Source organism: Xanthomonas hawaiiensis, from assembly GCF_031834635.1.
Taxonomy (GTDB): Bacteria; Pseudomonadota; Gammaproteobacteria; order Xanthomonadales; family Xanthomonadaceae; genus Xanthomonas_A; species Xanthomonas_A sacchari.
Genome location: NZ_CP115873.1, coordinates 243523 through 269324 on the forward strand (window position 1 = coordinate 243523; position 25802 = coordinate 269324).

Annotated in this window: 27 protein-coding genes; 16 read left to right on the forward strand and 11 right to left on the reverse strand. The window is 70.0% G+C overall.

Going from position 1 to position 25802, the window contains the following annotated elements; genetic code table 11:
* The first annotated feature begins 6 nt into the window (after positions 1-6).
* The 3 genes from ntrC (at position 7) to PG878_RS01055 (ending at position 3204) form a co-directional block, all read left to right on the forward strand.
* On the forward strand, positions 7-1437 hold the full coding sequence (gene ntrC / locus PG878_RS01045) for a nitrogen regulation protein NR(I) (RefSeq protein ID WP_209030385.1): 1431 nt from the start codon (positions 7-9) through the stop codon (positions 1435-1437).
* 483 nt (positions 1438-1920) lie between these two features.
* On the forward strand, positions 1921-2499 hold the full coding sequence (locus tag PG878_RS01050) for a superoxide dismutase family protein (protein WP_209030386.1): 579 nt from the start codon (positions 1921-1923) through the stop codon (positions 2497-2499).
* Between the two features lie 78 nt (positions 2500-2577).
* A complete protein-coding gene (locus tag PG878_RS01055; RefSeq protein ID WP_209030387.1) occupies positions 2578-3204 on the forward strand; it encodes a superoxide dismutase family protein in 627 nt (208 codons plus the stop codon).
* Between the two features lie 159 nt (positions 3205-3363).
* Here PG878_RS01055 and ybiA read toward each other — a convergent pair whose 3' ends face one another.
* Both ybiA and PG878_RS01065 read right to left on the reverse strand, forming a co-directional pair.
* A complete protein-coding gene (gene ybiA / locus PG878_RS01060) occupies positions 3364-3930 on the reverse strand; it encodes a riboflavin biosynthesis intermediates N-glycosidase (protein WP_209030388.1) in 567 nt (188 codons plus the stop codon).
* A gap of 210 nt (positions 3931-4140) precedes the next feature.
* A complete protein-coding gene (locus tag PG878_RS01065; RefSeq protein ID WP_209030390.1) occupies positions 4141-5028 on the reverse strand; it encodes a hypothetical protein in 888 nt (295 codons plus the stop codon).
* Between the two features lie 105 nt (positions 5029-5133).
* Here PG878_RS01065 and PG878_RS01070 point away from each other — a divergent pair, with 105 nt between their 5' ends.
* Positions 5134-6414: an acetyl-CoA C-acetyltransferase gene (locus PG878_RS01070; protein WP_209030391.1), complete on the forward strand. Its 1281-nt coding sequence runs from the start codon at positions 5134-5136 to the stop codon at positions 6412-6414.
* Positions 6415-6572: 158 nt separating this feature from the next.
* Positions 6573-7142, forward strand: coding sequence for a hypothetical protein (locus tag PG878_RS01075; RefSeq protein ID WP_209030392.1), 570 nt, complete (start codon positions 6573-6575; stop codon positions 7140-7142).
* Positions 7143-7451: 309 nt separating this feature from the next.
* Here PG878_RS01075 and PG878_RS01080 read toward each other — a convergent pair whose 3' ends face one another.
* From PG878_RS01080 to PG878_RS01090, 3 genes are all read right to left on the reverse strand, one after another.
* Positions 7452-8720 (reverse strand): heme biosynthesis HemY N-terminal domain-containing protein, encoded by a 1269-nt coding sequence (locus tag PG878_RS01080; RefSeq protein WP_209030393.1) that lies wholly within the window; start codon positions 8718-8720, stop codon positions 7452-7454.
* On the reverse strand, positions 8717-9697 hold the full coding sequence (locus PG878_RS01085) for a uroporphyrinogen-III C-methyltransferase (protein WP_010340056.1): 981 nt from the start codon (positions 9695-9697) through the stop codon (positions 8717-8719). Before PG878_RS01085 ends, PG878_RS01080 begins: the two co-directional genes overlap by 4 nt.
* A 112-nt stretch (positions 9698-9809) precedes the next feature.
* A complete protein-coding gene (locus PG878_RS01090; RefSeq protein ID WP_425611754.1) occupies positions 9810-10583 on the reverse strand; it encodes a uroporphyrinogen-III synthase in 774 nt (257 codons plus the stop codon).
* A 42-nt stretch (positions 10584-10625) separates the two neighbouring features.
* Here PG878_RS01090 and PG878_RS01095 point away from each other — a divergent pair, with 42 nt between their 5' ends.
* The 5 genes from PG878_RS01095 to PG878_RS01115 all read left to right on the forward strand — a co-directional run bounded on the left by PG878_RS01095 (position 10626) and on the right by PG878_RS01115 (position 13700).
* Positions 10626-11096 carry a YiiD C-terminal domain-containing protein gene (locus tag PG878_RS01095; RefSeq protein ID WP_209030395.1) on the forward strand — a complete coding sequence of 157 codons (471 nt, stop codon included), beginning with the start codon at positions 10626-10628 and terminating at the stop codon, positions 11094-11096.
* A 45-nt stretch (positions 11097-11141) separates the two neighbouring features.
* Positions 11142-11561: a hypothetical protein gene (locus PG878_RS01100; RefSeq protein ID WP_209030396.1), complete on the forward strand. Its 420-nt coding sequence runs from the start codon at positions 11142-11144 to the stop codon at positions 11559-11561.
* 53 nt (positions 11562-11614) lie between these two features.
* A complete protein-coding gene (locus tag PG878_RS01105; RefSeq protein WP_209030397.1) occupies positions 11615-12049 on the forward strand; it encodes a rhodanese-like domain-containing protein in 435 nt (144 codons plus the stop codon).
* Positions 12050-12137: 88 nt separating this feature from the next.
* Entirely contained in the window at positions 12138-12656 is a 519-nt protein-coding gene (gene secB / locus PG878_RS01110; protein WP_010340061.1) for a protein-export chaperone SecB, read from the forward strand.
* Between the two features lie 18 nt (positions 12657-12674).
* Complete coding sequence (locus PG878_RS01115) at positions 12675-13700, forward strand: NAD(P)H-dependent glycerol-3-phosphate dehydrogenase (RefSeq protein WP_209030398.1); 1026 nt, start codon at positions 12675-12677, stop codon at positions 13698-13700.
* 178 nt (positions 13701-13878) lie between these two features.
* Here the strand turns inward: PG878_RS01115 and PG878_RS01120 are convergent, their stop codons facing one another.
* Together PG878_RS01120 and PG878_RS01125 are read right to left on the reverse strand one after the other, a co-directional pair.
* A complete protein-coding gene (locus tag PG878_RS01120; protein ID WP_209030399.1) occupies positions 13879-14451 on the reverse strand; it encodes an OmpO family porin in 573 nt (190 codons plus the stop codon).
* 237 nt (positions 14452-14688) lie between these two features.
* Positions 14689-15231, reverse strand: a complete 543-nt coding sequence (locus PG878_RS01125; protein WP_209030400.1) for a TetR/AcrR family transcriptional regulator — start codon at positions 15229-15231, stop codon at positions 14689-14691.
* Between the two features lie 148 nt (positions 15232-15379).
* On the opposite strand from PG878_RS01125, the gene PG878_RS01130 reads away from it, so the two are divergent.
* On the forward strand, positions 15380-16069 hold the full coding sequence (locus PG878_RS01130) for a DUF1349 domain-containing protein (RefSeq protein WP_209030401.1): 690 nt from the start codon (positions 15380-15382) through the stop codon (positions 16067-16069).
* Positions 16070-16092: 23 nt separating this feature from the next.
* Here the strand turns inward: PG878_RS01130 and PG878_RS01135 are convergent, their stop codons facing one another.
* The 4 genes from PG878_RS01135 to PG878_RS01150 form a co-directional block, all read right to left on the reverse strand.
* Entirely contained in the window at positions 16093-16500 is a 408-nt protein-coding gene (locus PG878_RS01135; protein ID WP_209030402.1) for a DUF2000 family protein, read from the reverse strand.
* Positions 16501-16555: 55 nt separating this feature from the next.
* Positions 16556-17413 (reverse strand): AraC family transcriptional regulator, encoded by an 858-nt coding sequence (locus tag PG878_RS01140; protein ID WP_209030403.1) that lies wholly within the window; start codon positions 17411-17413, stop codon positions 16556-16558.
* A 182-nt stretch (positions 17414-17595) separates the two neighbouring features.
* The gene (locus tag PG878_RS01145; protein ID WP_209030404.1) at positions 17596-18075 is read right to left on the reverse strand and encodes a tRNA (cytidine(34)-2'-O)-methyltransferase; all 480 of its coding nucleotides are present in this window, start codon (positions 18073-18075) and stop codon (positions 17596-17598) included.
* 41 nt (positions 18076-18116) lie between these two features.
* Positions 18117-18593 (reverse strand): hypothetical protein, encoded by a 477-nt coding sequence (locus PG878_RS01150; protein WP_209030405.1) that lies wholly within the window; start codon positions 18591-18593, stop codon positions 18117-18119.
* 413 nt (positions 18594-19006) lie between these two features.
* Here PG878_RS01150 and PG878_RS01155 point away from each other — a divergent pair, with 413 nt between their 5' ends.
* The 5 genes from PG878_RS01155 to PG878_RS01175 all read left to right on the forward strand — a co-directional run bounded on the left by PG878_RS01155 (position 19007) and on the right by PG878_RS01175 (position 25725).
* A complete protein-coding gene (locus PG878_RS01155; protein ID WP_209030406.1) occupies positions 19007-21880 on the forward strand; it encodes a M16 family metallopeptidase in 2874 nt (957 codons plus the stop codon).
* Between the two features lie 125 nt (positions 21881-22005).
* Positions 22006-22323 (forward strand): DUF4156 domain-containing protein, encoded by a 318-nt coding sequence (locus PG878_RS01160; RefSeq protein ID WP_209030407.1) that lies wholly within the window; start codon positions 22006-22008, stop codon positions 22321-22323.
* Between the two features lie 102 nt (positions 22324-22425).
* The gene (locus PG878_RS01165; protein ID WP_010340070.1) at positions 22426-23442 is read left to right on the forward strand and encodes a 3-oxoacyl-ACP synthase III; all 1017 of its coding nucleotides are present in this window, start codon (positions 22426-22428) and stop codon (positions 23440-23442) included.
* A 116-nt stretch (positions 23443-23558) separates the two neighbouring features.
* Positions 23559-24731 (forward strand): Fic family protein, encoded by a 1173-nt coding sequence (locus PG878_RS01170; protein ID WP_209030408.1) that lies wholly within the window; start codon positions 23559-23561, stop codon positions 24729-24731.
* 88 nt (positions 24732-24819) lie between these two features.
* Entirely contained in the window at positions 24820-25725 is a 906-nt protein-coding gene (locus tag PG878_RS01175; RefSeq protein ID WP_209030409.1) for an alpha/beta fold hydrolase, read from the forward strand.
* The last annotated feature ends 77 nt before the right edge of the window (positions 25726-25802 follow it).

Sequence of the window (25802 nt, forward strand, 5' to 3'; positions counted from 1 at the left end):
ACCGCGATGACCGACGCCCTGCAAGGAACGCAACGAATCTGGGTGGTCGACGACGACCGTTCGGTGCGTTTCGTGCTGTCCACCGCACTGCGCGACGCAGGCTACAGCGTCGACGGCTTCGACAGCGCCGCCGCCGCGCTGCAGGCGCTGGCGCAGCGGCCCATGCCCGACCTGCTGTTCACCGACGTGCGCATGCCCGGCGACGACGGCCTGGTACTGCTGGACAAGCTCAAGGCCGCGCATCCGCAACTGCCGGTGATCGTGATGTCCGCCTACACCGACGTGGCCAGCACCGCCGGCGCGTTTCGCGGCGGCGCCCACGAGTTCCTGTCCAAGCCGTTCGACCTGGACGACGCGGTGGCGCTGGCCGCACGCGCGCTGCCCGATCCCGGCAGCGCCATCGCCGCGGCGCCGGCGGTGGCGCCGGCCGGGCAGGGCAGCACCGAACTGATCGGCGACACCCCGGCGATGCGCGCACTGTTCCGCGCCATCGGCCGGCTGGCGCAGGCGCCGCTGTCGGTGCTGATCAACGGCGAGACCGGCACCGGCAAGGAACTGGTCGCGCACGCGCTGCACACCGAGTCGCCGCGTGCGCGCAAGCCGTTCGTGGCGCTCAACACCGCCGCGATCCCGGCCGAGCTGCTGGAGAGCGAACTGTTCGGCCACGAGGCCGGCGCCTTCACCGGCGCGCAGCGCCGCCATATCGGCCGCTTCGAGCAGGCCGACGGCGGCACCCTGTTCCTCGACGAGATCGGCGACATGCCGCTGCCGCTGCAGACGCGGCTGCTGCGCGTGCTGGCCGAGAACGAATTCTTCCGCGTCGGCGGCCGCGAACTGATCCGGGTCGACGTGCGGGTGATCGCCGCCACCCACCAGGACCTGGAGGCGCTGGTCGAACAGGGCCGCTTCCGCGCCGACCTGCTGCACCGCCTGGACGTGGTGCGGCTGCAGTTGCCGCCGCTGCGCGAGCGCCGCGCCGACGTGCCGCAACTGGCCGAGAACTTCCTGGCGATGGCCGCGCGCAAGCTCGACACCCCGCCCAAGCGGCTGGCGCCGGCGGCGCTGGACGCGTTGCGCGCCTATCCGTGGCCGGGCAACGTGCGCGAACTGGAGAACGTGTGCTGGCGCCTGGCCGCGCTGGCGCCGGCGGAGATCATCGATGCCGGCGACGTCGAAGCCGCCCTGCTGCGCGGCGGCCGCCGCGAGCGCAGCGGCGACGGCGGCGAGTGGGACGCGCAACTGTCGGCCTGGGCGCAGCAGCGCCTGTCCGACGGCGCCGAGGGCCTGCATGCCGAGGCCCGCGAACGCTTCGACAAGGCGCTGCTGGAAGTGGCGCTGCGCTTCACCCAGGGCCGCCGCGCCGAAGCCGCCGCCCGCCTGGGCGTGGGCCGCAACACCGTCACCCGCAAGCTGGGGCCCGGGCGGCGGCGGCGCTGAGGAGCGGGATTGGGGATTGGGGATTCGCAACGGCGGTCCCATGCGCGGGCGGGCGTCGCCCGCTGCATGGGACGCGTGGTGCGGCGTGGTGCACGGGCCATCGTGCCGAACCGCGTGGCGTTACGCTCCTGCGAATCCCGAATCCCGAATCCCGAATCCCGAATCCCGAATCCCGAATCCCGAATCCCCAATCCCCAATCCCCAATCCCCCAATCCCCAATCCCCAATCCCCAATCCCCAATCCCCAATCCCCAATCCCCAATCCCCAACCCCCAACCCCCAACCCCCAATCCCCAATCCCCAATCCCCAATCCCCAATCCCCAATCCCCAATCCCCAATCCCCAATCCCCAATCCCCAATCCCCAATCCCCAATCCCCAATCCCCAATCCCCAATCCCGCCGATTAGACTGCGCCCCGTGCGCCTTCATGAGGTCTGCACGGCTGCCCCTCTAGTTTCGCCCTGCCACAGGAGCCGATGTCGATGCGTTATGGATTGCCCTTCGCCGCGAGTGCCTTGTTGATGCTGGCCGCGTGCAGCAGCGCGCCGCCCAAGGCCCCGCCACCGCCGCCGCCAAAGGCGCCGCCGCTGGCCAGCGCCGGCACCGTGCAGCAGGCGCAGGCTGTGCTGGCGCCGGCCTCCGGCAGCCTGGTCAGCGGCAAGTTGTCGCTGGTCGCCGCGCCCGGCGGCGTGCGCATCACCGGCATGCTGGGCGGCCTGCAGCCCAACCGCAGCTTCGCCTTCCACGTGCACGAGCGCGGCGACTGCAGCGCGGCCGACGCCAGCAGCGCCGGCGGCCATTTCAATCCCCTCGGCGCGCCACATGGCCGCGCCGGCAACGGTCCGCACCACGCCGGCGACATGGACAACCTCAACGCCAATGCCGACGGCACCGCGCAGATCGACGTGCTGCTGCACGGCGTGGTACTCGGCGGCGGTGCGGCCAACGACATCGTCGGCCGCGCGCTGGTCGCGCATGCCGATCCGGACGACTACCGCAGCCAGCCGGCCGGCAACGCCGGCGCGCGCGTGGCCTGCGGCGTGATCCGTCCGCTGCGCTGACCTCGCATCGCTACTTCCGCCCGGGTCCGCCTGGGAGGTCCGTCCGCATTCCGCGGCTCTGCAACGAAGGAGAACCCCATGCGTCGTACCCTTCCCGGTCTGCTGTTCCTGGCCACCACCCTGGCGCTGAGCGCCTGCAAGCGCGAAGAACCCGCTGCCACGCCGGCGGCGACCCCCGAACCTGCCGCCGCACCGGCCGCGAGCGCGCCGCCGGCCGCCACCAACGCCACCGGCAGCGCCAGCGCGGCGCTCAGCCCGACCCAGGGCAACGAAGTGGCGGGCGAGGTCAAGTTCACCACCGTCGACGGCGCGGTGCACGTCACCGGCACCATCACCGGGCTCAAGCCCAACAGCGAGCACGGCTTCCACATCCACGAGTTCGGCGATTGCAGCGCGCCCGACGGCAGCAGCGCCGGCGGCCACTTCAACCCGGCCAAGACCGAGCACGGCCAGGTCGGCAGCGATCCGCACCACGGTGGCGACATGCCCAACCTCAAGGCCGACGCCGACGGCAAGGCGACCATCGATGCGGCGGTGTCCAACAACGTCAACATCGGCAAGGGCGACGGCTTCGACATCCTCAACCACGCGGTGATCGTCCACGCCGACCCGGACGACTACAAGAGCCAGCCCACCGGCAACGCCGGCGGGCGCCTGGCCTGCGGCGTGATCAAGGGCGACGCGGCGGCGGCGCCGGCGCAGTAAGCGCACGCTGGACGTTCTCATGGGCGGCGTCCGCGTTGCGGGCGCCGCCATCTTCCGTTTCCTGGATCTGGACGTGCCTGATCGGCGCTGATATCCGGCAAACGGCGCAATCGCGCCGGATCGCGGCGGGATGCCGCAGAGCGGCGGCGTGTGTCGCGCTCAGCGAGAATGTGATTCCGCTAGTTGCCGGCGGACCTGCATCAGGGCGAAGCCCAGCAGGTTCTCGCCCTGCCACGTCGTGGGATCGGCTGCGCGTGGGTCGTCCGCCGCCAGGCCGATGCCCCAGATCCGGTCGACCGGACTGGCTTCGACCAGCACCCTGTCGCCGGTCCCGAGCAGGAAGGTTTTCAGCGCCGCATGCTGGCCGAACTTGCCCAGGTTGCCCGCGATGACCAACTGCATGCGGGCGTCGCGCCAGATGGATTCATCGAAACCCTGGATCTCCCGCCCGATCGCCTTGACCTCGCCGGGATGCGCCGCGGCCAGGATGCGGGCACAGGCCGCGGAATCGCCGAACAGCCGCGCCTTGCCGGCCATCATGTAATGCTCGGCGGTGGGGTAGGTCACCGAATCCAGCACGAAGGGCGCCTCGAACCATTGGCTGAAGCAACTGCGGTCGATGGCGCCGGCCTGTTTCGGGGTATGCCCCCAGAAGTGGACGAACTTGAGGTGTTCGCCCGCCTGCTGACGTGCGCACAGCGCTTCCACGGTCAACACGGTGTGCATGGTGTCCTCGCTGGAAATCAAACTCGTCTGCGCCGCTGCAATCCCACGGTGCCCGGACAGCGCCGCCGATGGCGCGACATGCCGGTGCAGCCGCCTGTTGCCGCGTCAGCCCGGCATCGTGTTCTCCGCGCAGCGCGTCCGCCCGAAGATCACCGATGGCCAGGTTGCTGCGGTCGGGCGGTGACGCGCCAGTGGATCTGCCAACGCGGCTCAGGCCGCCAGCAACGCCTGCTTGGCGTCCTGGCCGCTCTCGCAATGCACGTACAGCACCGGCAGGCCGTGGGCCTCGAGCACCGCGGCCAGTTGCCGCTGGCGTGCCAGGTACTGCTCGTAGACCCGCTGCAGGCGCTCGCAGTCCTGGCGATCGTAGGCGTAGTGCGCGCACCAACTGGCCGGATCGAACAGCGCCATGCGCACTTCGCCGCCGCGGTAGCGCAGCAGCGGCTCGGGCGGGGCCTGCAGCCATTCTTCCTGGTCCGGCGCCAGCAGCGCGGTCTCGATCAGCGGCCACAGCGGCGCCAGGCCCTGGTTGTCGTACTGCATCGACATCATCGCCGCCAGGTCGTTGCCGGTCAGGTAACGGGCGTGCTCGATCTGCGCGCCGAAGCCCTGCTGCGCAAGCAGCGCGGTGTCCGCTTGCGCCATGCCCTGCGCCAGCAGCACTTCCTCCAGCGCTTCGGCCACGGCCTGCACGGTGTCGGCGGGGCCGCTGAGCAGGAACGGCACCACCCGCAACGCGCCGCCGCGCAGACCGGGGTCGGCCTGGAACGGCAGCGGCACGCTGCCGTCTGCATCGGTGCCGAAGGCCAGCAGCCGCGGCCCGTCGTGACGGCCGGGCGCGCGGGCGGCGAGTTCCTCCAGGCGCCGATGCAGCGGCCAGCCCGGCCGCAGCGCTTCGGCCGGATCGAAATGCGCGCCGGCCAGGCTCAGTTCCAGGTCGCGCACCGCTGGCACCAGCTGCGCCAGATCGCGGCCGACCTTCTCGGCCAGCTCGGCGGCCAGCGTGTGCGGCAGCGCCGGATGCGCCGGCTCGCGCCCGGAGGACAGTTCCAGGGCGATCACCCCGTGGGCGTGGCGATTGGCGGAGGCTTGGGTCATGGGATTGGCGGTTGGCCCGTTGCGGGCGCATAGCTACACTCGCTTCATTATGCCTGCGCTACCGTGCAGGCCATGTCCCCGACTCCCCTCGCGCGAGGTAATCCCATGCCAGCAGCCCGTCCCGTCGCCATTCTCGGCGGCGTCCGCATTCCGTTTTGCCGGCAGAACACGGCGTATGCGGATGTCGGGAACCTCGGCATGTCGGTGCGCACGCTGGGCGCGCTGGTCGAGCGGTACGGGCTGCACGGGCAGCAGCTGGGCGAAGTGGCGATGGGCGCGGTGATCAAGCATTCCAGCGACTGGAACCTGGGCCGCGAAGCGGCGCTGTCGTCCGGTCTGTCGCCGCTGACTCCGGGCATCACCCTGCAGCGCGCCTGCGGCACCAGCCTGGACAGCATCATCACCGTCGCCAACAAGATCGCGCTGGGGCAGATCGAATCGGGCATCGGCGGCGGCTCGGACACCACCTCCGAAGTGCCGATCGTCTACGGCAAGAAGTTGCGCGCGCGGCTGCTGGCGGCCAACCGCGCCAAGAGCACCGGCGACAAGCTGCGCGCGCTGACCCGCGGTTTCAAGTTCGCCGAGCTCAAGCCCGAGTTTCCGGGCGTGGCCGAGCCGCGCACCGGCAAGAGCATGGGCGACCACTGCGAGGACATGGCCAAGCAGTGGAACATCTCGCGCGATTCGCAGGACGCCTGGGCGGTGTCCTCGCACCACAAGCTGGCCGCCGCCTACGAGCGCGGCTTCTTCGCCGACCTGATCGCGCCGTTCCGCGGCGTGGAGCGCGACAACATCCTGCGTGCGGACACCTCGCTGGAGAAGCTGGCCACGCTGAAGCCGGCCTTCGACAAGGTCAGCGGCCGCGGCACCCTGACCGCCGCCAATTCGACCCCACTGACCGACGGCGCCGCCGCGGTGCTGCTGGCTTCGGAAGAATGGGCGCAGGCGCATGGCCACGTGCCGATGGCCTACCTGCGCGATGCGCAGGTGTCGGCAGTGGATTTCGTGCATGGCGAAGGCCTGCTGATGGCGCCGACCGTGGCCGTGCCGGAGATGCTCAAGCGCCATGGCCTGCGCCTGCAGGACTTCGACATCTACGAGATCCACGAGGCCTTCGCCGCGCAGGTGCTGTGCACTCTGCGCGCCTGGGAGAGCGAGGACTACTGCCGCACCCGGCTCGGCCTGGACGCCCCGCTGGGGCAGATCGATCCGGCCAGGATCAACCCGGTGGGCTCGTCGCTGGCCACCGGCCATCCGTTCGCCGCGACCGGCGCGCGCATCGTCGCCACCGTCGCCAAGCAACTGGTCGAACGCGGCGGCGGCCGCGCGCTGATCTCGATCTGCACCGCCGGCGGCATGGGCGTGGTGGCGATCGTCGAGCGCTGAGCCCCGCCCGCGCGCGGGCGTTCGTGCCGGCGCGTGCCGCATTACGGCCTTCGGTCCTGCGGCGCCGCCACCGGCGCTGACCGCGCCGCATCCGCGCTACCATGCCCGCCGATTCGCCTGCGCCACGCGGGCGACACGGCGCGCAGGGGGCGCAGGCCATGACCGAGCAGGGCAGTTTCAATCCGTACCAGGCGCCAAGCATCGCCAGTCCGTCCAGCCTGCCGCCGCCGTTGCCGGGCGAGACCTTGTGGCGCGATGGCACGGATTTGCTATGCCTGCGCGATGCGCCGTTCCCGCCGCACTGCGTGAAGTGCGGGGCGGCGCTGCGCAACGACGAACTCAAGAAGCGCACCTTCTACTGGCACGCGCCGGGCTGGTACGCCCTGATCCTGGTGAGCATCCTGGTCTATGCGATCGCGGCACTGGTCGCGCGCAAGCGCAGCAGCCACGTGCTCGGAATGTGCGCGGAGCATCGGCGCCGGCGCAACCGGTACATCCTGTTGATCGCCGGTGCCTTCCTGGCTGGTCCCCTGCTCGGATTCGCCGTCGGCGGCGAGAGCGGGTTCTGGTTGGGAGGTGCCGTGTTCCTGGTCATGCTGATCTGGGGCATGTTCGGCGCGCGCATCCTGGTGCCGCGGCGCATGGACGAGCGCTACGCGCGCTACAAGGGCCTGGCGCCCGCGTTCCTGGCGCGCCTGCCGACGCTGCCGCCGGCGTTGCGGCGCTGAGCGGCCGGACGCGGCCGGCCACCTTCGGATTCGATGACCGGTGCGCAGCCGGCCTGGACACACGACGCGGCTCATGCGGTCTGCCGTGCTCCTCTTCACTGATCGGCGCAGGAGCGATGCGCGTGCGCTGCCGTGTCCGGAAGCATCCATGACGCGCTTCAGCCGCGGATCAGCGTCCCGGCCTGGTCTTGCAGGCTCGGCCATCTCTAACACCACCGGGACGATCCCGTAGGAGCGGCTTCAGCCGCGACGAGGCGTCCCAGGGAATGTCCCGTCGCGGTTGAAGCCGCTCCTACGGAGCAACCGAACTCAGCCCTCCAGCCGCGGGAACCCATGGTCGTCGCGGCGTTCCGTGCTGTCCGGCGCCAGCGCGATCGGGGTCACCGGCGCGACCGGCTCGGGCAGCGGCTCGGCCAACTCGCCACGCTGCACGCGTAGCGCATTGGCGTAGCAGCGCTGCGCCGCGAGCATGTCGCCGGCATCGGCATAGCCGTCGCCGAAGATCTCCCAGGCCTCGGCGCCGGCACCGAGCGTCAGCGCACGGTGCAGGAACTCCTCCGCCTGCGGCCACTGCTGCTGGTGCCGGGCCAGGCGTGCCAGGGTCAGCAGCAGCGCCGGGCTGTCCGGATGCCCCTGCAGCCAGCGCTGCGCACTGGCGCGGCGCGAATCGTACTTCTCCACCGGCAGCCGCCCGTACAGCGCGGCCAGGCCTTCGTCCCAGCGCGTGTCCAGCGCCTGCTCCAGGCTGCGCAGCGCCGCATCGTCCCAGCGCAGCGCCGCCGCGCGCACCGCGTAGGCGGCGACCACCGCCGGCTCGCTGCGCAGCGACTTGGGCAGGCTTTCCCAGCGTTCGGCCAGGGCATTGGCATCGGCGGCCTGGTCCAGCGACGCCGCGGCCAGCCGCGTTTCCAGCGTGGCGATCGCCTCCAGCGGCAACGCCTGCTGCTGGCGGATCGCGCCGAGCTGCCCATAGGCCTCGCCGGCACGGCCGATGCGGGTCAGCGCCTCGGTGCGCAGCAACAGCCCGCGCGGCGGCAGCGGCTGCGCCGCGGCCACGTCCAGCGCGTTGATCGCATCGACCGGGCGCTGCTGCTCCAGGTGCAGTTCGGCCTGCAGCAGCGCGTGCGCGGCGGCATCGCGTTCGGCCAGCCGTCGCAGGTGGCGCTCGGTCGCCTCGCGGTCGCCGCGCGCATCGGCCGCCCGCACTGCGGCGATCATGGCGATGGCGCTGACCTCGGGATCCTCTGCGGCGGCGTTGAGTTGCTTCTCGGCCCGCGTCCACTGGCCGGCATGGGCGGCAGCCAGGCCGTCGAGCAGGCGCGCGCGCGACTGCTTGCGGCGACGCCGGCCCCAGGCACGGAACGGGAAGCTCAGCACGTTCCACACCAGCCACAGCGCCAGGAACGCGATCACCAGCAGCAGCGAGGCCTGCGGCAGCGAGGCGATGTAGTCGGTGCCGCCAACGCGCACGATCACCTCGCCCAACTGGCGCACCGGGTCCTGCCCCAGCCATTGCGCGCCGACCACGCCCAGCGCGATGACGATCAACAGCACGATCAGGGAACGAAGGGATTTCATGACGGGCTCCTTGCGTCGCGCATTGCGCGCAACTGTTGCAGGGTGGTTCCGAGTTCGGGGATGGTCGGGCGCAGATCGGCGTTGGCCAGGGTGCGCAGCGCGGCACGGCGTTCGCGCAGTTGCGGCGACTCCGGCCACAACCGCGACAGCCAACGCCCGGCGCCGGCCAGCGCGCTGCGATAACCGCGCGTGTCGCCGCGCTCCAGTGCCGCGCGCGCCAGGGTCAGGTCGAGCTGCAGCGCATCGTGGGCGGCCACGCGCTCCGAGCCGGCGGCCAGGACGCCGCCCTGCGAGGGGCGGATCTTCACCAGCGGCGCCAGCAGGCGCTGCCACAGCGGCTGCTGCGCGCTCTCCGGCAACTGCGTCGGCAGCTTGTCCAGGCTGGCGGCGAAGGCATCCAGTTGCGCGGCCAGGCGCGCCTGCGGCCCGTCGCCCAGCGCGTCCAGCGCGGTGCGTTCCTGCAGCAGCGCCTGGCGCAGGTTGAGGAATTGCGGATCGTCGATGCCGTCCAGCACGCCGCTGGCCAGGGCGTAGGCGCGGCGCGCGCCGACCGCATCGCCGGCCAGCAGCAGGCGCTGTTGGCCCTGGTTGAGCAGCAGTTCGACCTCGTCCAGGCGCAGCGCCTGCGCGCCGTGGCGGTTGGAGTCGGCCAGCTTGGCGACATTGGCCTCCAGCAGCGCGCTGCGCTGGCTCAGGCCGAGCATTTCGTCGCGCAGCACACGGTTGGTGCTGGCCGCGTCCTGCAGCCGCTGCGCAGTGGCGCGCTGGTCGCGGCGCAGGCTGTCTTGGGCCTGCTGCAAGGCCTGCAGTTGCTGCTGCAGGTCCGATTGCTGGGCCAGTTCGCGCGCGCTGCGCGCCTGCCACCAGTCCCAGCCACGCCAGCCGGCGAACGCCAGCGCGGCCAGCGTGGCGAGCACCAGCAGCAACCAGATCCAGCGTGTGGAACGGCGAGGCGTGATCGGGATTTCGTCGGTCATCGGCAGCGTCCTGGAGGGCCGTCGCCCGTCGCGAGCAAGGCGGGGGTCGGCGCGGCACCGCCGAGCATGGCGTGAGCGGCACTGCGACCGCAACCCGGGTGCTGGCCCGCGTTCAGCGAGGTGGCGAGCGCGTCACGATCGCCGCCGCGGCGGCCACCAATTGCTGCGGCATCGGCCCCGCGGCCTGGACAACGTCAATGAATCCAAGGTCTGCGGCCAGCGCCGTCAGGCGCGCGCTGGCCGCGACCACCGGACGCCCGCGCCAGGCCTGCGCCAACGCTTCGGGCAGTTGCGCCAGCACCTGTTGCAGCGCCTCGCCGCTGCTCAGCGCCAGCACCCCGGGCGCTGCTGCGTGCAGGCGGGCCAGGTCGGCCGGGCGCAACCGCACCGGCTCGCGGACATACACATCGGCGCGCAGCAGCGGCGTGCCGCGCGCCTGCAGATGTGCGGCGATCAGGCCGCGCCCGCCGGGGGCGGTGACCAGGCCCACCGGCAACTCCGCCGCGGCCAGTTCCGGCAGCGCCAGCAGCCCGTCGCTGTCCATCCGCGCAGGCGTCGCCACCTCGGCGATGCCGTGTTCGCGCAAGGCGCGCGCCGTGCCTGCGCCCACCGCCAGCCAGCACTGGCCGGGGCGTGCGGTCAGTGGCTGCAGCGCCGCGGCCGCGCGTACCGCCGCCGGGCTGCTGACGATGACCCGCGGCGCATCCAGCGCCGCGGCCAGCGCCGCGCGGGTGGCGGGATCGGTGCGCGGCCGTATCCGCCAGGGCGACACCGCCAGCACCCGCCCGCCGCAGCGCGCCGCGGCCCGCCGCAGCGGCGCGTGCTCGCCCTGCGGGCGCAGCGAGATCAGGGTCCAGGCCGGGGCCGCGGTTGCATGCGCGCTCATGCCAGGCATTATGCGAGCCCCCACCGGCAGCACAATCGCACCATGGCAGCGGATCTTTCCTTCGAGGCGTTCCTGCAGCAGTTGCAGCGGCAGTTCCAGGCCATGCCGCCGGTGGCGGCGCTGCAGGTCGCCGTGCAGGGTTACGCCGAGCAGCGCCTGCACCTGGTCGCGCCGCTGGCGGCCAACCTCAACGACAAGGGCAATGCCTTCGGCGGCAGCCTGGGCTCGGTGATGACCCTGGCCGGCTGGGGGTTGGTCAACTGCGAACTGCACCGCGCCGGCCTGCAGGCCGACGTCTATGTCGCCGACAGCCAGGTGCGCTACCTCGCGCCGCTGTACGCCGATCTGCATGCCCAGGCCAATGCCGACGCGGAGGGCGACTGGGACGTGTTCGCGAACACCTTTCGCCAGCGCGGCCGCGCCCGCATCGGCATCCAGGCCCAGGTCGGTGCGCCCGGCGCGGCAGCGGCGGCGACCTTGAGCGGTCGCTTCGTGGCCATCGCCAAGGGGTAGGATGCGCGGATCGCGCATCCTGCGCGCCGCCACCTGGACGCCGCCATGCCTTCGATGTTCCGCGCACTCGCGCTGCTGTTGCTGCTGGGCTGGGCCGGTGCGGTCACGGCCGGCAGCGGCGCGCAGCAGCGCAAGCTCGACGACCTGCAGACCGCCTATGCCGCCGCGGTGCGCTGGAGCGAGTTCGAAACCGCCTGGCAGGCGGTGGATCCGGCCTACCGCCAGGCGCATCCGCTGACCGACCTGCAACTGGAGCGCTACCGGCAGATCCAGGTCTCCTCCTACAAGGTCGGCGCCGCCGCGGTCGGCGACGGCGAGGCGCTGCGCGAGATCGAGCTGGGCGTGATCAACCGCAATACCCAGGCCGAGCGCATCGTCCGCTACCGCGAGCGTTGGCGCTGGGACCCGGCGGCCAAGACCTGGTGGCTGCAGGACGGCCTGCCGGACCTGTGGAACGGCCAGTAGCGCGGTCGCCGAGCTGTGCGACAATCGGCGCCCGCTTCCCGCCCCCGAGTCCCGTGAACTTCGAAGAACTGCTGGCCTTCGCCGGCCGCAACCCGATGCTGGCCCTGGCCCTGGTGGGCCTCACCATCGCCCTGATCGTCACCGAAGTGGCGCGCCTGTTCCGTGGCTACAAGAGCCTGCGGCCGGCCGAGCTGACCCGCCTGATCAACGCCGGCAACGCGGTGGTGGTCGACCTGTCGGCCTCGGCCGATTTCGAGAAGGGCCACATCGCCGGCAGCCGCAACGCCACCGCCAGCCAGTTCGGCCCGGAGCACAAGCTGGTGGCCAACGCCAAGGCGCAGCCGGTGGTGCTGGTCTGCCGCACCGGCACCACTGCCGACGGCACCGCCAAGCAATTGAAGAAGGCCGGCTTCGAGCAGGTCTACGTGCTGGAGGGCGGCATCGCCGCCTGGCAGCAGGCCGAGCTGCCGCTGGTCAAGGGCCGCTGAGACACCCCGTCCGGCCGGCCCTGAAGGGGCGCGGCCGGCGTGTGATAATCCCGTTTCTTTCTGTCACCGAATCCACCGGAGTCACGCAATGTCCGACCTCACCAACAACGGCGCCGCGGCGCCGGCCGACGCCGCGGCCGGTCCCGCCTTCACCATCGAGAAGATCTACGTCAAGGACGTGTCCTTCGAGTCCCCCAACGCGCCGTCGGTGTTCAACGACAACGCGCAGCCGGAACTGCAGCTCAACCTCAACCAGCGCGTGCAGCAGCTGAACGAGCAGGCCTTCGAAGTGGTGCTGGCCGTGACCCTGACCTGCAACGCCGGCGGCAAGACCGCCTACGTGGCCGAAGTGCAGCAGGCCGGCGTGTTCGGCCTGGTCGGTCTGGACCCGCAGGCGGTGGACGTGCTGCTCGGCACCCAGTGCCCGAGCATCCTGTTCCCGTACGTGCGTTCGCTGGTCAGCGACCTGATCCAGGCCGGCGGCTTCCCGCCGTTCTTCCTGCAGCCGATCAACTTCGAGGCCCTGTACGCCGAGACCCTGCGCCAGCGTGCGCAGCAGGGCGAGGGCCAGTCGCTGGCCGACTCGGAGCCGGCCGGCAACGCCTGAGCGCGTTCGCCGTTGCGCATGCGCGATAACGCCAAGAAGAAGATCGCCGTCCTCGGCGCTGGCTCCTGGGGCACGGCGCTGGCGTCGCTGACCGCACGGCACGGGTATCCGACCGTGCTGTGGGGCCGCGACGCCGTGGTCGCCGAGGCCATCGGGCAGCGTCACGAAAACCCGCGCTACCTGCCGGGGATCGCGCTGCCGGAGGGCCTGCAGGCCACCACCGACCTGGCGGCGGCCATCGACGGCGCCGACTGGATCCTGGTGGTGGTGCCGTCGCATGCGTTCACCGACACCCTGCACCAACTGGCGCCGCTGCGCCCGGCGCAGGCCGGCGTGGCCTGGGCGACCAAGGGCTTCGAGCCCGGCTCCGGACGGTTCCTGCACGAGGCGGCGCAGGAGATCCTCGGCGAGGACGTCCCGCTGGCAGTGGTCACCGGCCCGTCCTTCGCCAAGGAAGTGGCCCTGGACCTGCCGACCGCGGTGACCGTGCACGGCGATGCCGCGTTCGCGCAGCAGGTTGCCGACGCCATGCACGGCCCGACCTTCCGCGCCTACACCGGCGACGACATGGTCGGCGCCGAACTCGGCGGGGCGATGAAGAACGTGCTGGCGGTGGCCACCGGCGTGGCCGACGGCATGGAGCTGGGCCTCAACGCCCGCGCCGGCCTGATCACCCGCGGTCTCAACGAGATGCTGCGGCTGGCCGCGGCGATCGGCGCCAAGCCGGAAACCCTGATGGGCCTGGCCGGGCTCGGCGACCTGGTGCTCACCTGTACCGGCGACCTGTCGCGCAACCGCCGGCTGGGCCTGGCGCTGGGCCGCGGGCAACCGCTGCAGGAGGCGGTGCGCGCGATCGGCCAGGTGGTCGAGTCGGTGCAGACCGCCGACGAGGTGATGCGCCAGGCCGAGCGCCACGGCATCGACCTGCCGATCTCCAACGCGGTGCGCGCGGTCCTGCACGGCGAACTGACCCCGGCGGTCGGCCTGCAGCAGTTGCTGGCGCGCGAACAGAAGCCCGAGTACCCGACCACCCTGTTCAGTTGATCCGGCCATCCGCTGGACATGCGAACGCCCGGCCTGGCCGGGCGTTTTCGTGTCCGCCGCCGGCGCGCCAGCGACGACGGCCGGATCGACAGGCAAAAAAAAGCCCGGTCGTGGGACCGGGCTTTCCGAACCGCGCGCGGCGGGAGAGAGAGACGACGCGCGCAGCGCTAGGCAACGCTTACCAGCTGAAGCGCGGGCCGACGAACCATTCCTTGTCGCCGTTGCGGTCCATCTTCAGGTCGGCGCTCAGGCCCCAGTTCTGGTTCAGCTTGGCCTGGGCGCCCAGACGGCCGTAGAACTCGCCTTCCGGATTGATGCCGTCCTTCTTCAGGTAGTCCTCGTAACCACCCAGAACATAGACTTCCAGGTACGGGTTGAACGCGGTGCGGATACCCGCTTCGGCGCTCCAGCCGTTGAACTTGGTGCCGTATTCCGGGGCGAAACGGTTGTAGGCCACGCGGGTCACCAGGTCGGTGCTGGTCGCGATCTCGTGGTTATAGCCGGCGCCGACGCGCCACTGGTCGACGCGTGCGTCGGCAAAGTCGGTCTTCTGGCGGTTGAAGTCGCCGAACACGCTGAAGTTCGGGTGGAACGCGTAGGAACCCTTCACCGCCCAACCGTCGGCGTCGCCGCCGTTGGCGTCGGTCTTGACGTAGCCGGCTTCGGCGTAGTTGTAGGAAAGGCCTTCGGCAGCCGAAGCGGCGAACGGCAGGGTGGCCAGGAGGCCGAGAGCAAGCAGAGAGGTCTTCATAATCGGGTACCTTCGTTATTGGTTTGTCGGCGCTGAGGCGTGGGGCCGTTCGCTGCCGATATGTAAATTATCCGTTAGCGACCCGAACTCGCCCTGAATCCCAAACCGACTAGTCCATAAATTAAACGCCCTGTTCAGGCGCCCGCGACGCATTGTTGTGATGCGCGCCGTTGCATTTCAGGCAGCCGGGAATGCCAGTGACTGTCAGCGCAGATGGCGACGCATGCGATCCGCACGCTACAGCGCGGCAAGCGTCTCGACCGCCGCGCGCACGCGCAGCCTGTCCATGGGCACCACCGAGCGGTGGATGGTGGCGCCTTCGATGAAGGCGTCGATGGCGGCGGATGCGGCGACGGAGAAATGCGTTTCCAGCGCGGCCCGGCTCCTGGCCATCCACTGCTGCATGATCGCGGTCAGCGCCGGGTGCCGGCGGGCGAAGGCATACAGTTCGTAGCTCAGCAGCAGCACCCGTGGGGAGGCCGTTCCCTCGGCGAAGATGATGTTCACCACCGCGTCCAAGGCCTGCGCGTGGTTCTGCGCGGCGCGGATTTCGGCGGCGAAGTCGGTGGACACCTCCTGGGAAAACCGGGCGAACGCGGCCACCAGCAGGTCGTGCATCGAACCGAAGTAATAGGTGGTGGCGCTCAGCGGAACGCCGGCTTCCGCGGCGACCTTGCGGAAGGAGGTGCCGGCGACGCCGTGGTCCAGGATCAACCGCAGCGTGGCCTGCTCGATCGCTTCCTTCCGGTGCGGATCCTGGCGCCAGGTCCTGCCGCTCATGCCTGTCCAACGCTGTCTCGACGAAGGCCGATGATCGCAGGTCGCGGTTGACGCCTCAATTGGTACGGATGTACAAATTCGCCGATGAGGTCGACGAAGGCCATCGCATCGATGGCGCCTCGCAACCAGCGGCGTGAGGAGCAGCGCGATGGCCAATGCCGGAGAGCGGGACGTGGATATCGGGCGCCGGGCGACTGTCGGCGGGCTCGCCGCCGGTGGCGTGGTGCTGGCCACCGGGGTGCGCGCCGCAGCGCCCTCCGGCTGGGAGGCGGGCACCTGGCTCAATGCACCCAAGGTCCATCGGCTCCTGCCCGGCGGCGTGCTCGAAGTGGTCACCGACAAGGGCAGCGATTTCTGGCGCGAAACCCACTATGGGTTCACCCGCGACAGCGGGCACTTCCTCGGCATCGCCGCGCCCGCCCGCTTTACCTGCCAGGTGCGCATCCGTGGGAAATTCGAACAACTCTACGATCAGGCCGGCCTCATGGTCCGGATCGACGCGCGTCGCTGGGTCAAGTCTGGCATCGAGCTGAGCGATGGCCGGCCGATGCTCAGCAGCGTGTTGACCGACGGCCGCTCGGACTGGGCCACCGGCCCGTACGACGCGGACGCCTCGGATTTCTGGATGCGTGCCACCTTGGACAAGGGGGTGCTGCGCCTGCAGGTCTCGCGCGACGGCAAGTACTGGCCGCTGGTGCGCTTGTGCCCGTTCCCGGTCGCGTCCTCTTACCTCGTCGGCCCGATGACGTGCACGCCGGAGCGCGAGGGCTTGAACGTCCGCTTCTCCGATTGGCAACTGGGGCCGCCGCTGGGCAAGGACCTGCACGATCTTTCCTGACCGCCGCGTGCGCCAGCACGTGTCTACTGATGCAGCGCCAGGCCCTTGGTGGCTTTTTCGATGGCCTTCTTCGGGCCGCGCAGGCCTAGACCCACCAGGTTGAGGTGCCCAGGATCTTCCGCAGCGAACGCCTGGCGATTGGCCGCGTCATGGCCGGTCGAGAACATGGCAAATACATACGGCAGCACGGTGATCTCGCGCGCCAGCCCCACTCGGTGAGCGGCCTGAAGCCCATCGAGATCGGCTTCGAACACCAGCATCGGTTGGCCGAGCAGGCGGCCGTAGCGATGGCCGTTGGCATCGATGTACGGGTCGCCCATCGCGTCGGGGGCGGCCGCGGCGATGCCCGTCGCCAGGAAGGCGGCCACGTTCAGGCGCTGCCAGACCGCCAGGTCGTTGCGGACGATCAGGGCCACTTTGGTATCGAACATGCGCAACTCCGCGGTTTGGATGAGTTGCCATGGTCCGTGTCGCCGCCGCTGCGTTCTAGAACGCCTGTGCAGCACCGCCCGCACATTGCCGCCGGTACGCGGCCGGCGTGAGCCGATAGGCGCGCTTGAACCAGCGGCCCAGATGGCTCTGATCGGCGAACCCGACCTTGAGCGCCACGTCCGCCGGCTCCTGTCCATCGGCCAGCAGGGCACGGGCAACGCGCAAGCGCAGTCGGATCAGGTAGGCATGCGGCGAGAGGCCGAACGTGCGCTGGAATTGCCGGGTGAGTCGGAATCGATCCAGGTCGGCATGGTCGGCAAGCTCATCGAGGCTGACGTCGCGCTCCATCTGCGCGTGCAGAAAATCCCTGGCACGCGCGACCGTTGGAGTCGACGCACAAGGACGCCGCGCCTCGGCCGACAGGTGCGGGGAGAGCAGGCGCATCATGCGGTCCAGGCTCTGGTCCCGCGCCAGCCGGCCTTCGCGCTGATGGATCGCCAGGAAGGCCTGACGTATCGCCGCGCTCAGTGCGGCGTCGTCGGCCAGGGTCGTGCGGAACGCCGGATGCAGCGCGGAACCATCCTGCTGGCCGCGGCGTTGCAGTGCGTCCGCCACCCAGCGCTGCGGCAGGTAGAGCATCGCGTAGGTGAAACCGTCCTCGGCCGGCGCATGCCCGTCGTGGACCGCGCCAGGTTCGATGAGCATGGCACGCCCGGGCGTGCTGGTATGCAGCGAACGCTGGCAACGGAAGCGCTGCACGCCCTGCAGGGTCACGCCGACCAGCACTTCGTCGTGATCGTGCGGATCGTAGGCATGCCCGCGGAAATGCGCATGCACGCTTTCGATACCGGTTTCCCGGTCGCGGTCGATCCTGACCCAGTCACTGGCGTTGGGTTGGGTGTGCGATGCCATTCGTGGAGCCTAGTGGGAGCACGACAGGGGGCTTGTCACTGGATGCAGTGGAGGAAGGCGCTGCCCAGACCCAGTGTAGAAGCGTCAGTGGCATCCGGCGGGGTGGGACGCGATCGGGGGGGCAGGCTGCGGATCTTTTCGTCCCCGGATCGAATCGCTTCCGGGCACTGCGCGCTACGCGCTCACTCGGCACCGGGAAACCCAAGCTGCCGCCACGCCTCGAACACCACCACCGCGACCGCGTTGGACAGGTTGAGGCTGCGGTTGTGCGGCTGCATCGGCAGGCGCAGGCGCTGCGCGTCGGGCACTTGCTCCAGCACCGTATCCGGCAGGCCGCGGGTTTCCGGGCCGAACAGGAAGGCGTCGCCGTCGGCGAAGGCGGGCGTGTCGTAACGGGTGCTGCTGCGGGTGCTGAGGGCGAACAGGCGGCGCGGTGCGATGGCCTGCAGGGCCGCATCCAGCGACGCGTGGACCTGCAGTCGTGCGTATTCGTGATAGTCCAGGCCGGCGCGCTTGAGCTGACGGTCGCCGAGGTCGAAGCCCAGCGGCTCGATCAGGTGCAGTTGCGCGCCGGTATTGGCGCAGAGGCGGATGACATTGCCCGTGTTGGGCGGAATCTCGGGCTGGTACAGCAGAACGTGCAGCGTTGGGGTGGCGATCATCGGCGCAGTGTACGCGCCGGCGCGGAGGCCTTGCTGCCGATTCAGCGGATCAGGCCGACCGCCATGTCCTGGCCCAGCTTCTGCAGGCTCGGCTGCAGCTGCAGCATCGCGGTATCCAGCGTCTCGCCGACCACGTCGCCGATCGCCAGCATGCTGCCCATGTCCGCATCCGGACGCACCTGCACGGTGGCCAGGGTGACCACGTGCTGGCCGGCGGCCTGCGCGAGGTCGCGTTCGGCGACCTGCTCGGCCGACGGGCGCACCTGCACTGCGGCCAGGGTGGCGATGCCGCTGGACAGTTCGGCGTCGCGCTGGGCGATCTGCTCGGCGGAGGGGCGCACCTGCACCGCGGCCAAGGTGGCGATGCCGCTGGCCTGCTCGACGTTGCGCTGGGCGATCTGGTCGGCCGACGGGCGCACCTGCACGGTCTCCAGGGTGGTGATCTGCGCGGCGGCGAAGGACGGCGCGGCGAACAGGGCGGCGATGGCGGCGGTCAGGAGCAGGGTGGTGGTTTTCATGGCGGGCCTCGTTGGTGTTGTTGATCAGTGGTGTGGTAGTAAGGTAGTACACCTAATCAGGGGCTGCAAGAACTTTTTTGCTTCCTGCAGCTTCATTAAGCTTTCATTCACTTAATTGCGGCGTCTTTCGCGTTCGAGGATGTGTAAGCAGACCGCGTGCCAACTCCAAGATGTTGTATTTGTAGGGAAATTTGTTCTGGCAAAGTGTCCGCAGGCGGACACCCGGGCGCTCGCGTACGCCGGACGCGGACACGGCGGCACAGTCCGTGGTGGCAACCGCTCCGCTGATGGGTCGATTTCGGCGCCATAGAAGAAGGACGGCATCGACAACGCGGGGATACGCGCAGTGCGGTACGCCCGGTACGATCGGCGTTCACCGGCTGTTTCGCCGCCACAAGGAAGAAGGAATCCGCATGACCGTCTCGATCCGCCCGCGTGGCGCCCTGCTGGCCGTCGCCCTGTCCGCCGCGCTCGGCGCACTGGGCTATGCGCCGCCCTCGACGGCGGCCAGGCCCGCCGCTGCCACGTCGGTGGATATCGCCTACGAGCAATTCACCCTGCCCAACGGACTGCGGGTGGTGGTGCATACCGATCGCAAGGCGCCGATCGTGGCGGTCAACCTCTGGTACCACGTGGGCGCCAAGGACGAGCCGGCCGGGCGCACTGGGTTCGCGCATCTGTTCGAGCACCTGATGTTCCAGGGCAGCGAGAACCACCGGGGCGAGTTCTTCGAGCCGTTCAAGCAGGTCGGCGTCACCGACCAGAACGGCACCACCAACAGCGACCGCACCAATTACTTCGAGACCGTGCCGACCACCGCGCTGGACATGGCGCTGTGGATGGAGTCGGACCGCATGGGCCACCTGCTCGGCGCCATCGACCAGGCCGCGCTGGACGAACAGCGCGGGGTGGTGCAGAACGAAAAGCGCCAGGGCGAAAACCAGCCGTACGGCCAGGCCTGGAGCCGGCTGAGCCGAGCGCTGTACCCGGCCGGCCACCCGTACCACCACACCGTCATCGGCTCGATGAACGATCTCAACGCGGCCTCGCTGGCCGACGTGAAGCAGTGGTTCCGCACCTGGTACGGACCCAACAACGCGGTGCTGGTGTTGGCCGGCGACATCGACCTGGCGACGGCCAAGGAGAAGGTGACCCGCTACTTCGGCGACATCCCGGCCGGCCCGACGATGGCCCAGCCCAAGGTCGACGTGGCCCAGCGCAGCCAGTCCAGCCGCGAGACCATGACCGACAAGGTGCCGCAGACGCGGATCTACCGCGTCTGGAACGTGGCGCAGACCGGCACCGAGGATGTCGATCGCCTGCAATTGCTGGCGCAGGTGCTGGGCGGCGCCAAGTCCTCGCGGCTGGACCGGCGCCTGGTCCACCAGGACAAGCTGGTCGACCAGATCAGTGCCTCGGTATGGCCGTCGCAGCTCGGTTCCGGCTTCGGCATCATCGCCATGGTCAAGCAGGGCGTGGACCCGGCCAAGGTCGAGGCGGCGATCGACGAGGAAGTGCGCCGGCTGCTGGACAAGGGGCCGGACAAGGCCGAACTGGCGCGCGCCAAGACCGCCTTCCGCGCCGGCTTCATCCGCGGCGTCGAACGCATCGGCGGCTTCGGCGGCAAGGCCGACGTGCTGGCCGAGTGCGCGGTGTACACCGGCGACCCCGGCTGCTTCCGCACCTCGCTGGCGACCATCGCCTCCACCCGCCCGCGCGATCTCACCGCGGTCGGCCGCACGTGGCTGGGCAAGGGCGACTACACCTTGCTGGTGCAGCCGGGCGAGCGCGTGGCCATGGCCGAGGAGCCGACCGTGCAGCCGGCGCCGCTGAATCCGCCGCCGGTCGATCCCAACTACCGCGCGCTGCCCAGCGTGGTCGACCGCAGTGCCGGCCCGCCCAGGACCACCCAGTTCCCGCAACTGAAGTTCCCGGCGCTGCAGCGCGCCACGCTGAAGAACGGCAGCACGGTGATCCTGGCCGAGCGCCACGACGTGCCGGTGGTGCAGTTCAGCTATGAATTCAGGGGCGGGTACAGCGCCGACCAGGGGCGCAAGCCGGGCACGGCCAGTTTCGCCATGGGCATGCTCGACGAGGGTGCCGGCGACCGCGATGCGCTGGCGTTCGCCGATGCGGCCGAGGCCCTGGGCGCGTCGCTGTCCGCCGGCGCCTCGCTGGACGGCAGCAATGCCTATCTGTCGGCGCTGAAGGAGAACCTGGCGCCGTCGCTGGCGCTGTATGCGGACATGCTGCGGCGGCCGCGCTTCGCGCCGAACGAGATCGAGCGGATCCGCGCCAGCTGGATCGCCGGCATCCGCCAGGAGAAGGCCCAGCCCAACGGCGTGGCGATGCGGGTGCTGCCGCCGCTGCTGTACGGCGCCGGCCATCCTTACGCGATCCCGTTCAGCGGCACTGGCACCGAGCCGGCGATCGCGGCGCTGCAGCGCGATGACCTGGTCGACTTCCATCGCGACTGGGTACGCCCGGAGAACGCCACCCTGATCGTGGTCGGCGACACCACCCTGGGCGAGATCGTGCCGCTGCTGGACGCGCAGTTCGGCGATTGGAAGGGCGAGGGGGCGGCGCCGTCGGTGCCGGCCCCGGCCACGGTGGCCTGGCCAGGCAAGCCGCGCGTGTACCTGATCGACCAGCCCGGCGCGGTGCAGGCCAACCTGTTCGCCGCGGAACTGGTGCCGCCGACCACCGATCCGGCCGCGGTCCGCTTCGACATGGCCAACGGCGTGATCGGCGGCGATTTCACCTCGCGCCTGAACATGAACCTGCGCGAGAACAAGCATTGGTCCTACGGGGCGCGCAGCGGCGCGGCCAGCGCGCTCGGCCAGCGGCCGTGGACCGCCTCGGCGCCGGTGCAGATCGACAAGACCGCCCCGGCGCTGCAGGAGATGTCCAGGGAGATCAGCGCCTTCGCCAACGGCAAGGCGCCGCCGACGGCGGAGGAGGTGGCGCGGATCCGCAACATCCAGACCCTGAGCCTGCCCGGCGCCTACGAGACCGCCAGTTCGGTGATGGGCGCGATCGGCGGCATCGTCCGCTACGGCCGCCCGGACGACTACGTGTTCAAGCGCAAGGCCGAGATCGAGACGATGACCCCGGCGCAGGTGCGCGAGGCGGCGTCGCTGCTCGACCCCAACCGCCTGACCTGGGTGGTGGTGGGCGACCTCAAACAGATCGAGGCGCCGGTGCGCGCGCTGAAGCTGGGCGAGGTCACGGTGATCGATGCCGATGGGGTGCCCCAGGGCGGGACGGCGAAGCCGACGGGACGCTGATCCGGGTGGGCGCGCGTCGGCCATGGCCGGCGCGCGCTGCTCGTGGACGCCGGGGTGCCGACCGTGTCATGGCCGATTCAGCGTTTTGCGGCACAATCCGGATTCACCCGCCAATGGCCCACTCCATGCGTCTACCGATCGCCCTCGTCCTGCTCGCCACGCTCGCCGGCTGCACCTGGGTGCCGATGGCGCCGGAAGGCAAGGGGGTGCGGGTGCTGCCCCCGGGACAGGCCGCCAGCGGCTGCGAGAAGCGCGGCGAGGTGGTGGTGTCGGTGAAGAGCAGCGTCGGCTTCTACCAGCGCAACCCGCTGCGGGTGCGCGAGGAGCTGGAGACCCTGGCCCGCAACGAGGCCCCCGGCGTGGGCGCCAACACCGTGCAGGCGATGGGCGACCCGGTCGACGGCGACCAGCGTTTCACCGCCTACCAGTGCGGCGGCCGCTGAACCGCTCAGACCATACGCTTTCCGCGGATTTGTTAAAGATGCGGTAAACCCCCGCAACCGCTAGAATTGGCGCCCCCTCGCCTGACCCTGGCGTACACCTCGATGCTCTTCAACAACGTCTCCATCGCGGGACTGGCGCACATCGATGCGCCGCACACGCTCACCTCCAAGCAGATCAACGAGCGCCTGCAGCCGACCTACGACCGGCTGGGGATTCGTGCCGACGTGCTCGGCGACATCGCCGGCATCCACGCGCGGCGCATGTGGGATCAGGACATGCAGGCCTCCGACGCGGCGACGCTGGCGGCGCGCAAGGCGATGAGCGATGCCGGCATCGAGGCCGGGCAGATCGGGCTGCTGGTCAACACCTCGGTCAGCCGCGACTACCTGGAGCCGTCCACCGCCAGCATCGTCTCGGGCAACCTGGGCGTGAGCGAGCAGTGCATGACCTTCGACGTCGCCAACGCCTGCCTGGCCTTCATCAATGGCATGGACATCGCAGCGCGGATGATCGAGCGCGGCGAGATCGACTATGCGCTGGTGGTCGACGGCGAAACCGCCAACCTGGTGTACGAGAAGACCCTGGAGCGGATGACCTCGCCGGACGTGACCGCCGACGAGTTCCGCGACGAGCTGGCCGCGCTGACCCTGGGCTGCGGCGCCGCGGCCATGGTGATGGCCCGCGCCGAACTGGTGCCGGACGCGCCGCGCTACCGCGGCGGCGTGACCCGCTCGGCGACGCAGTGGAACACCCTGTGCCGGGGCAACCTGGACCGGATGGTCACCGATACCCGCATGTTGCTGATCGAAGGCATCAAGCTGGCGCAGAAGACCTTCGCTGCCGCACGCCAGGCGCTGGGCTGGGCGGTGGACGAACTGGACCAGTACGTCATCCACCAGGTCAGCCAGCCGCACACCCAGGCCTTCATCAAGAACTTCGGCATCGACCCGAAGAAGGTCATGACCATCTTCGGCGAACACGGCAACATCGGCCCGGCCAGCGTGCCGATCGTGCTCAGCAAGCTGCGCGAGCTGGGCCGCCTGAAGAAGGGCGACCGGATCGCGCTGATGGGCATCGGCTCGGGCTTGAACTGCTCGATGGCCGAGGTGGTCTGGTAAGCGGCAGCGCCGGACAGGCGCGCAATTTTCCTTGCGCGCCGTATTTGGGTGTTTAGAAAGAAATTTGTTAGATTTCTTTCCTAAGAGCCGTCTCCGGCCACGGCAAGGATTGCCCGATGTCGCTTCGACGCTGTACCGGACATTACGTCCCCGGATCGCTGGCCGGCAGCCGCTATCAGGCGTTCGTCCCTGACCCGCTGCCGCCCGAGCCACCGCTGCAGTTGGCGGCGCCGCCGCTGATCGCGCGCAAGGAACAGGCCGACCAGGCGCTGGGTCGGCTGGATGGCATCACCCTGATGCTGCCGGACCCGGAACTGTTCCTCTATCACTACGTGCGCAAGGAAGCTGTCCTGTCCTCGCAGATCGAGGGCACGCAGTCTTCGCTGTCCGATCTGCTGCTGTTCGAGCTGGACGAGGCGCCGGGCGTTCCTCTGGACGACGTGGAGGAAGTCTCCAACTACGTCGCCGCGTTGAACCACGGGCTGCGGCGCTTGCGCCAGGACGATTTCCCACTGTCGCTGCGCCTGATCCGCGAAATGCACGCGCTGCTGCTGCAAGGCGGGCGTGGCGCCGGCAAACGTCCGGGCGAATTCCGTTCGGGCCAGGTCTGGATCGGCGGTGCGTCGCCGGCGTTGGCGCGTTTCGTGCCGCCGCCACCGGAAGCGCTGGATGCGGCGCTGGGCGCCTTCGAGCGCTTCCTGCATGCGCCGGGTCACGACGTCTCGCCGCTGGTCAAGGCGGCCCTGGCACATGTGCAGTTCGAAACCATCCATCCCTTCAGCGACGGCAACGGTAGGCTGGGGCGGCTGCTGATCGCGCTGATCCTGTGCAACGAAGGGGTGCTGCGTGCGCCCAGCCTGTATCTGAGCCTGTTCTTCAAGCGCCATCGCGCACGCTACTACGAGCGCCTCAACGCGGTACGCACCGAGGGCGATTGGGAGGGCTGGCTGGACTTCTTTCTCGAGGGCGTGGCAGACACGGCGCAACAGGCGGTGTCCACCGCGCAGCGCCTGCTGGCGCTGCTGGCGGCCGATCGCGCCCGCATTGCCGGGTTGGGAACGCGTGCGGGCAACGTCGGTCTGGTATTCGAACAGTTCGCCCGCCGTGTCCTGCTGGGCGTGCCGCAGGTCCAACCGCATTTGCCGCTCAGCGCGCCGACGATCCGTGCCGCCATCCGCACCCTGCAGGATCTGGCCATCGTCAACGAACTCACCGGACAGCAGCGGCACCGCGTGTTCGCCTATCAGGCCTATCTGGACATCCTCAGTGAAGGCGCGCAGCCGCTATGAGTCCCCCAGTGCGGCACGCCGACGGCAAGGCGCCATGCGTCGCGGCGGCGACGTCTTCTTCCCTCTCCACATCGCATCGGTCCTTCGCATGAACTACCCCGGCTACCCCTTCACCCCGCAGCGCTTCCAGGTCCGCCCGGGGCTGCAGATGTCCTATCTCGACGAGGGCCCGTGCGATGGCGAGGTGGTGCTGATGCTGCACGGCAATCCGTCGTGGAGCTATCTGTGGCGCACGCTGGTGAGCGGGCTGTCGGACCGCTACCGCTGCATCGTGCCCGACCACATCGGCATGGGCCTGTCGGACAAGCCGGACGATGCGCCGGGCGCGCAGCCCGGTTACGACTACACCCTGCAATCGCGCGTGGACGACCTGGATGCGCTGCTGCGGCATCTGCGCATCGACGGGCCGGTGACGCTGGCGGTGCACGACTGGGGCGGCATGATCGGCTTCGGCTGGGCGCTGTCGCACCATGCGCAGGTGCGGCGCCTGGTCATCACCAATACCGCGGCGTTCCCGCTGCCGGCGGCCAAGCCGATGCCGTGGCAGATCGCGATGGGCCGGCATTGGCGCATGGGCGAGTGGTTCATCCGCACCTTCAACGCGTTCTCCTCGGGCGCGTCGTGGCTGGGCGTGTCGCGGCGCATGCCCGCCGACGTGCGCCGCGCCTACGTGGCGCCGTACGACAGCTGGGCCAACCGCATTTCCACCATCCGCTTCATGCAGGACATCCCGCTGTCGCCCGCGGACAAGGCCTGGTCGCTGCTGGCGGGGGCCGAGCAGGCGCTGCCGTCGTTCGCCGATCGCCCGGCCTTCATCGGCTGGGGCCTGCGCGACATCTGCTTCGACCATCATTTCCTGGAGGGCTTCCGCCGCGCGCTGCCGCAGGCGGAGGTGATGGCCTTCGAGGACGCCAACCACTACGTGCTGGAAGACAAGCACGAGGTGCTGGTGCCGGCGATTCGCCGCTTTCTGGACGCGCATCCGCTGTCCTGAGCAAGCACGCAGGCCAACTGCGCGCCGTCGCGGTGCGCAGCACATGCAGGAAGGGGATTGCCGCCGGGTGCGCCGCG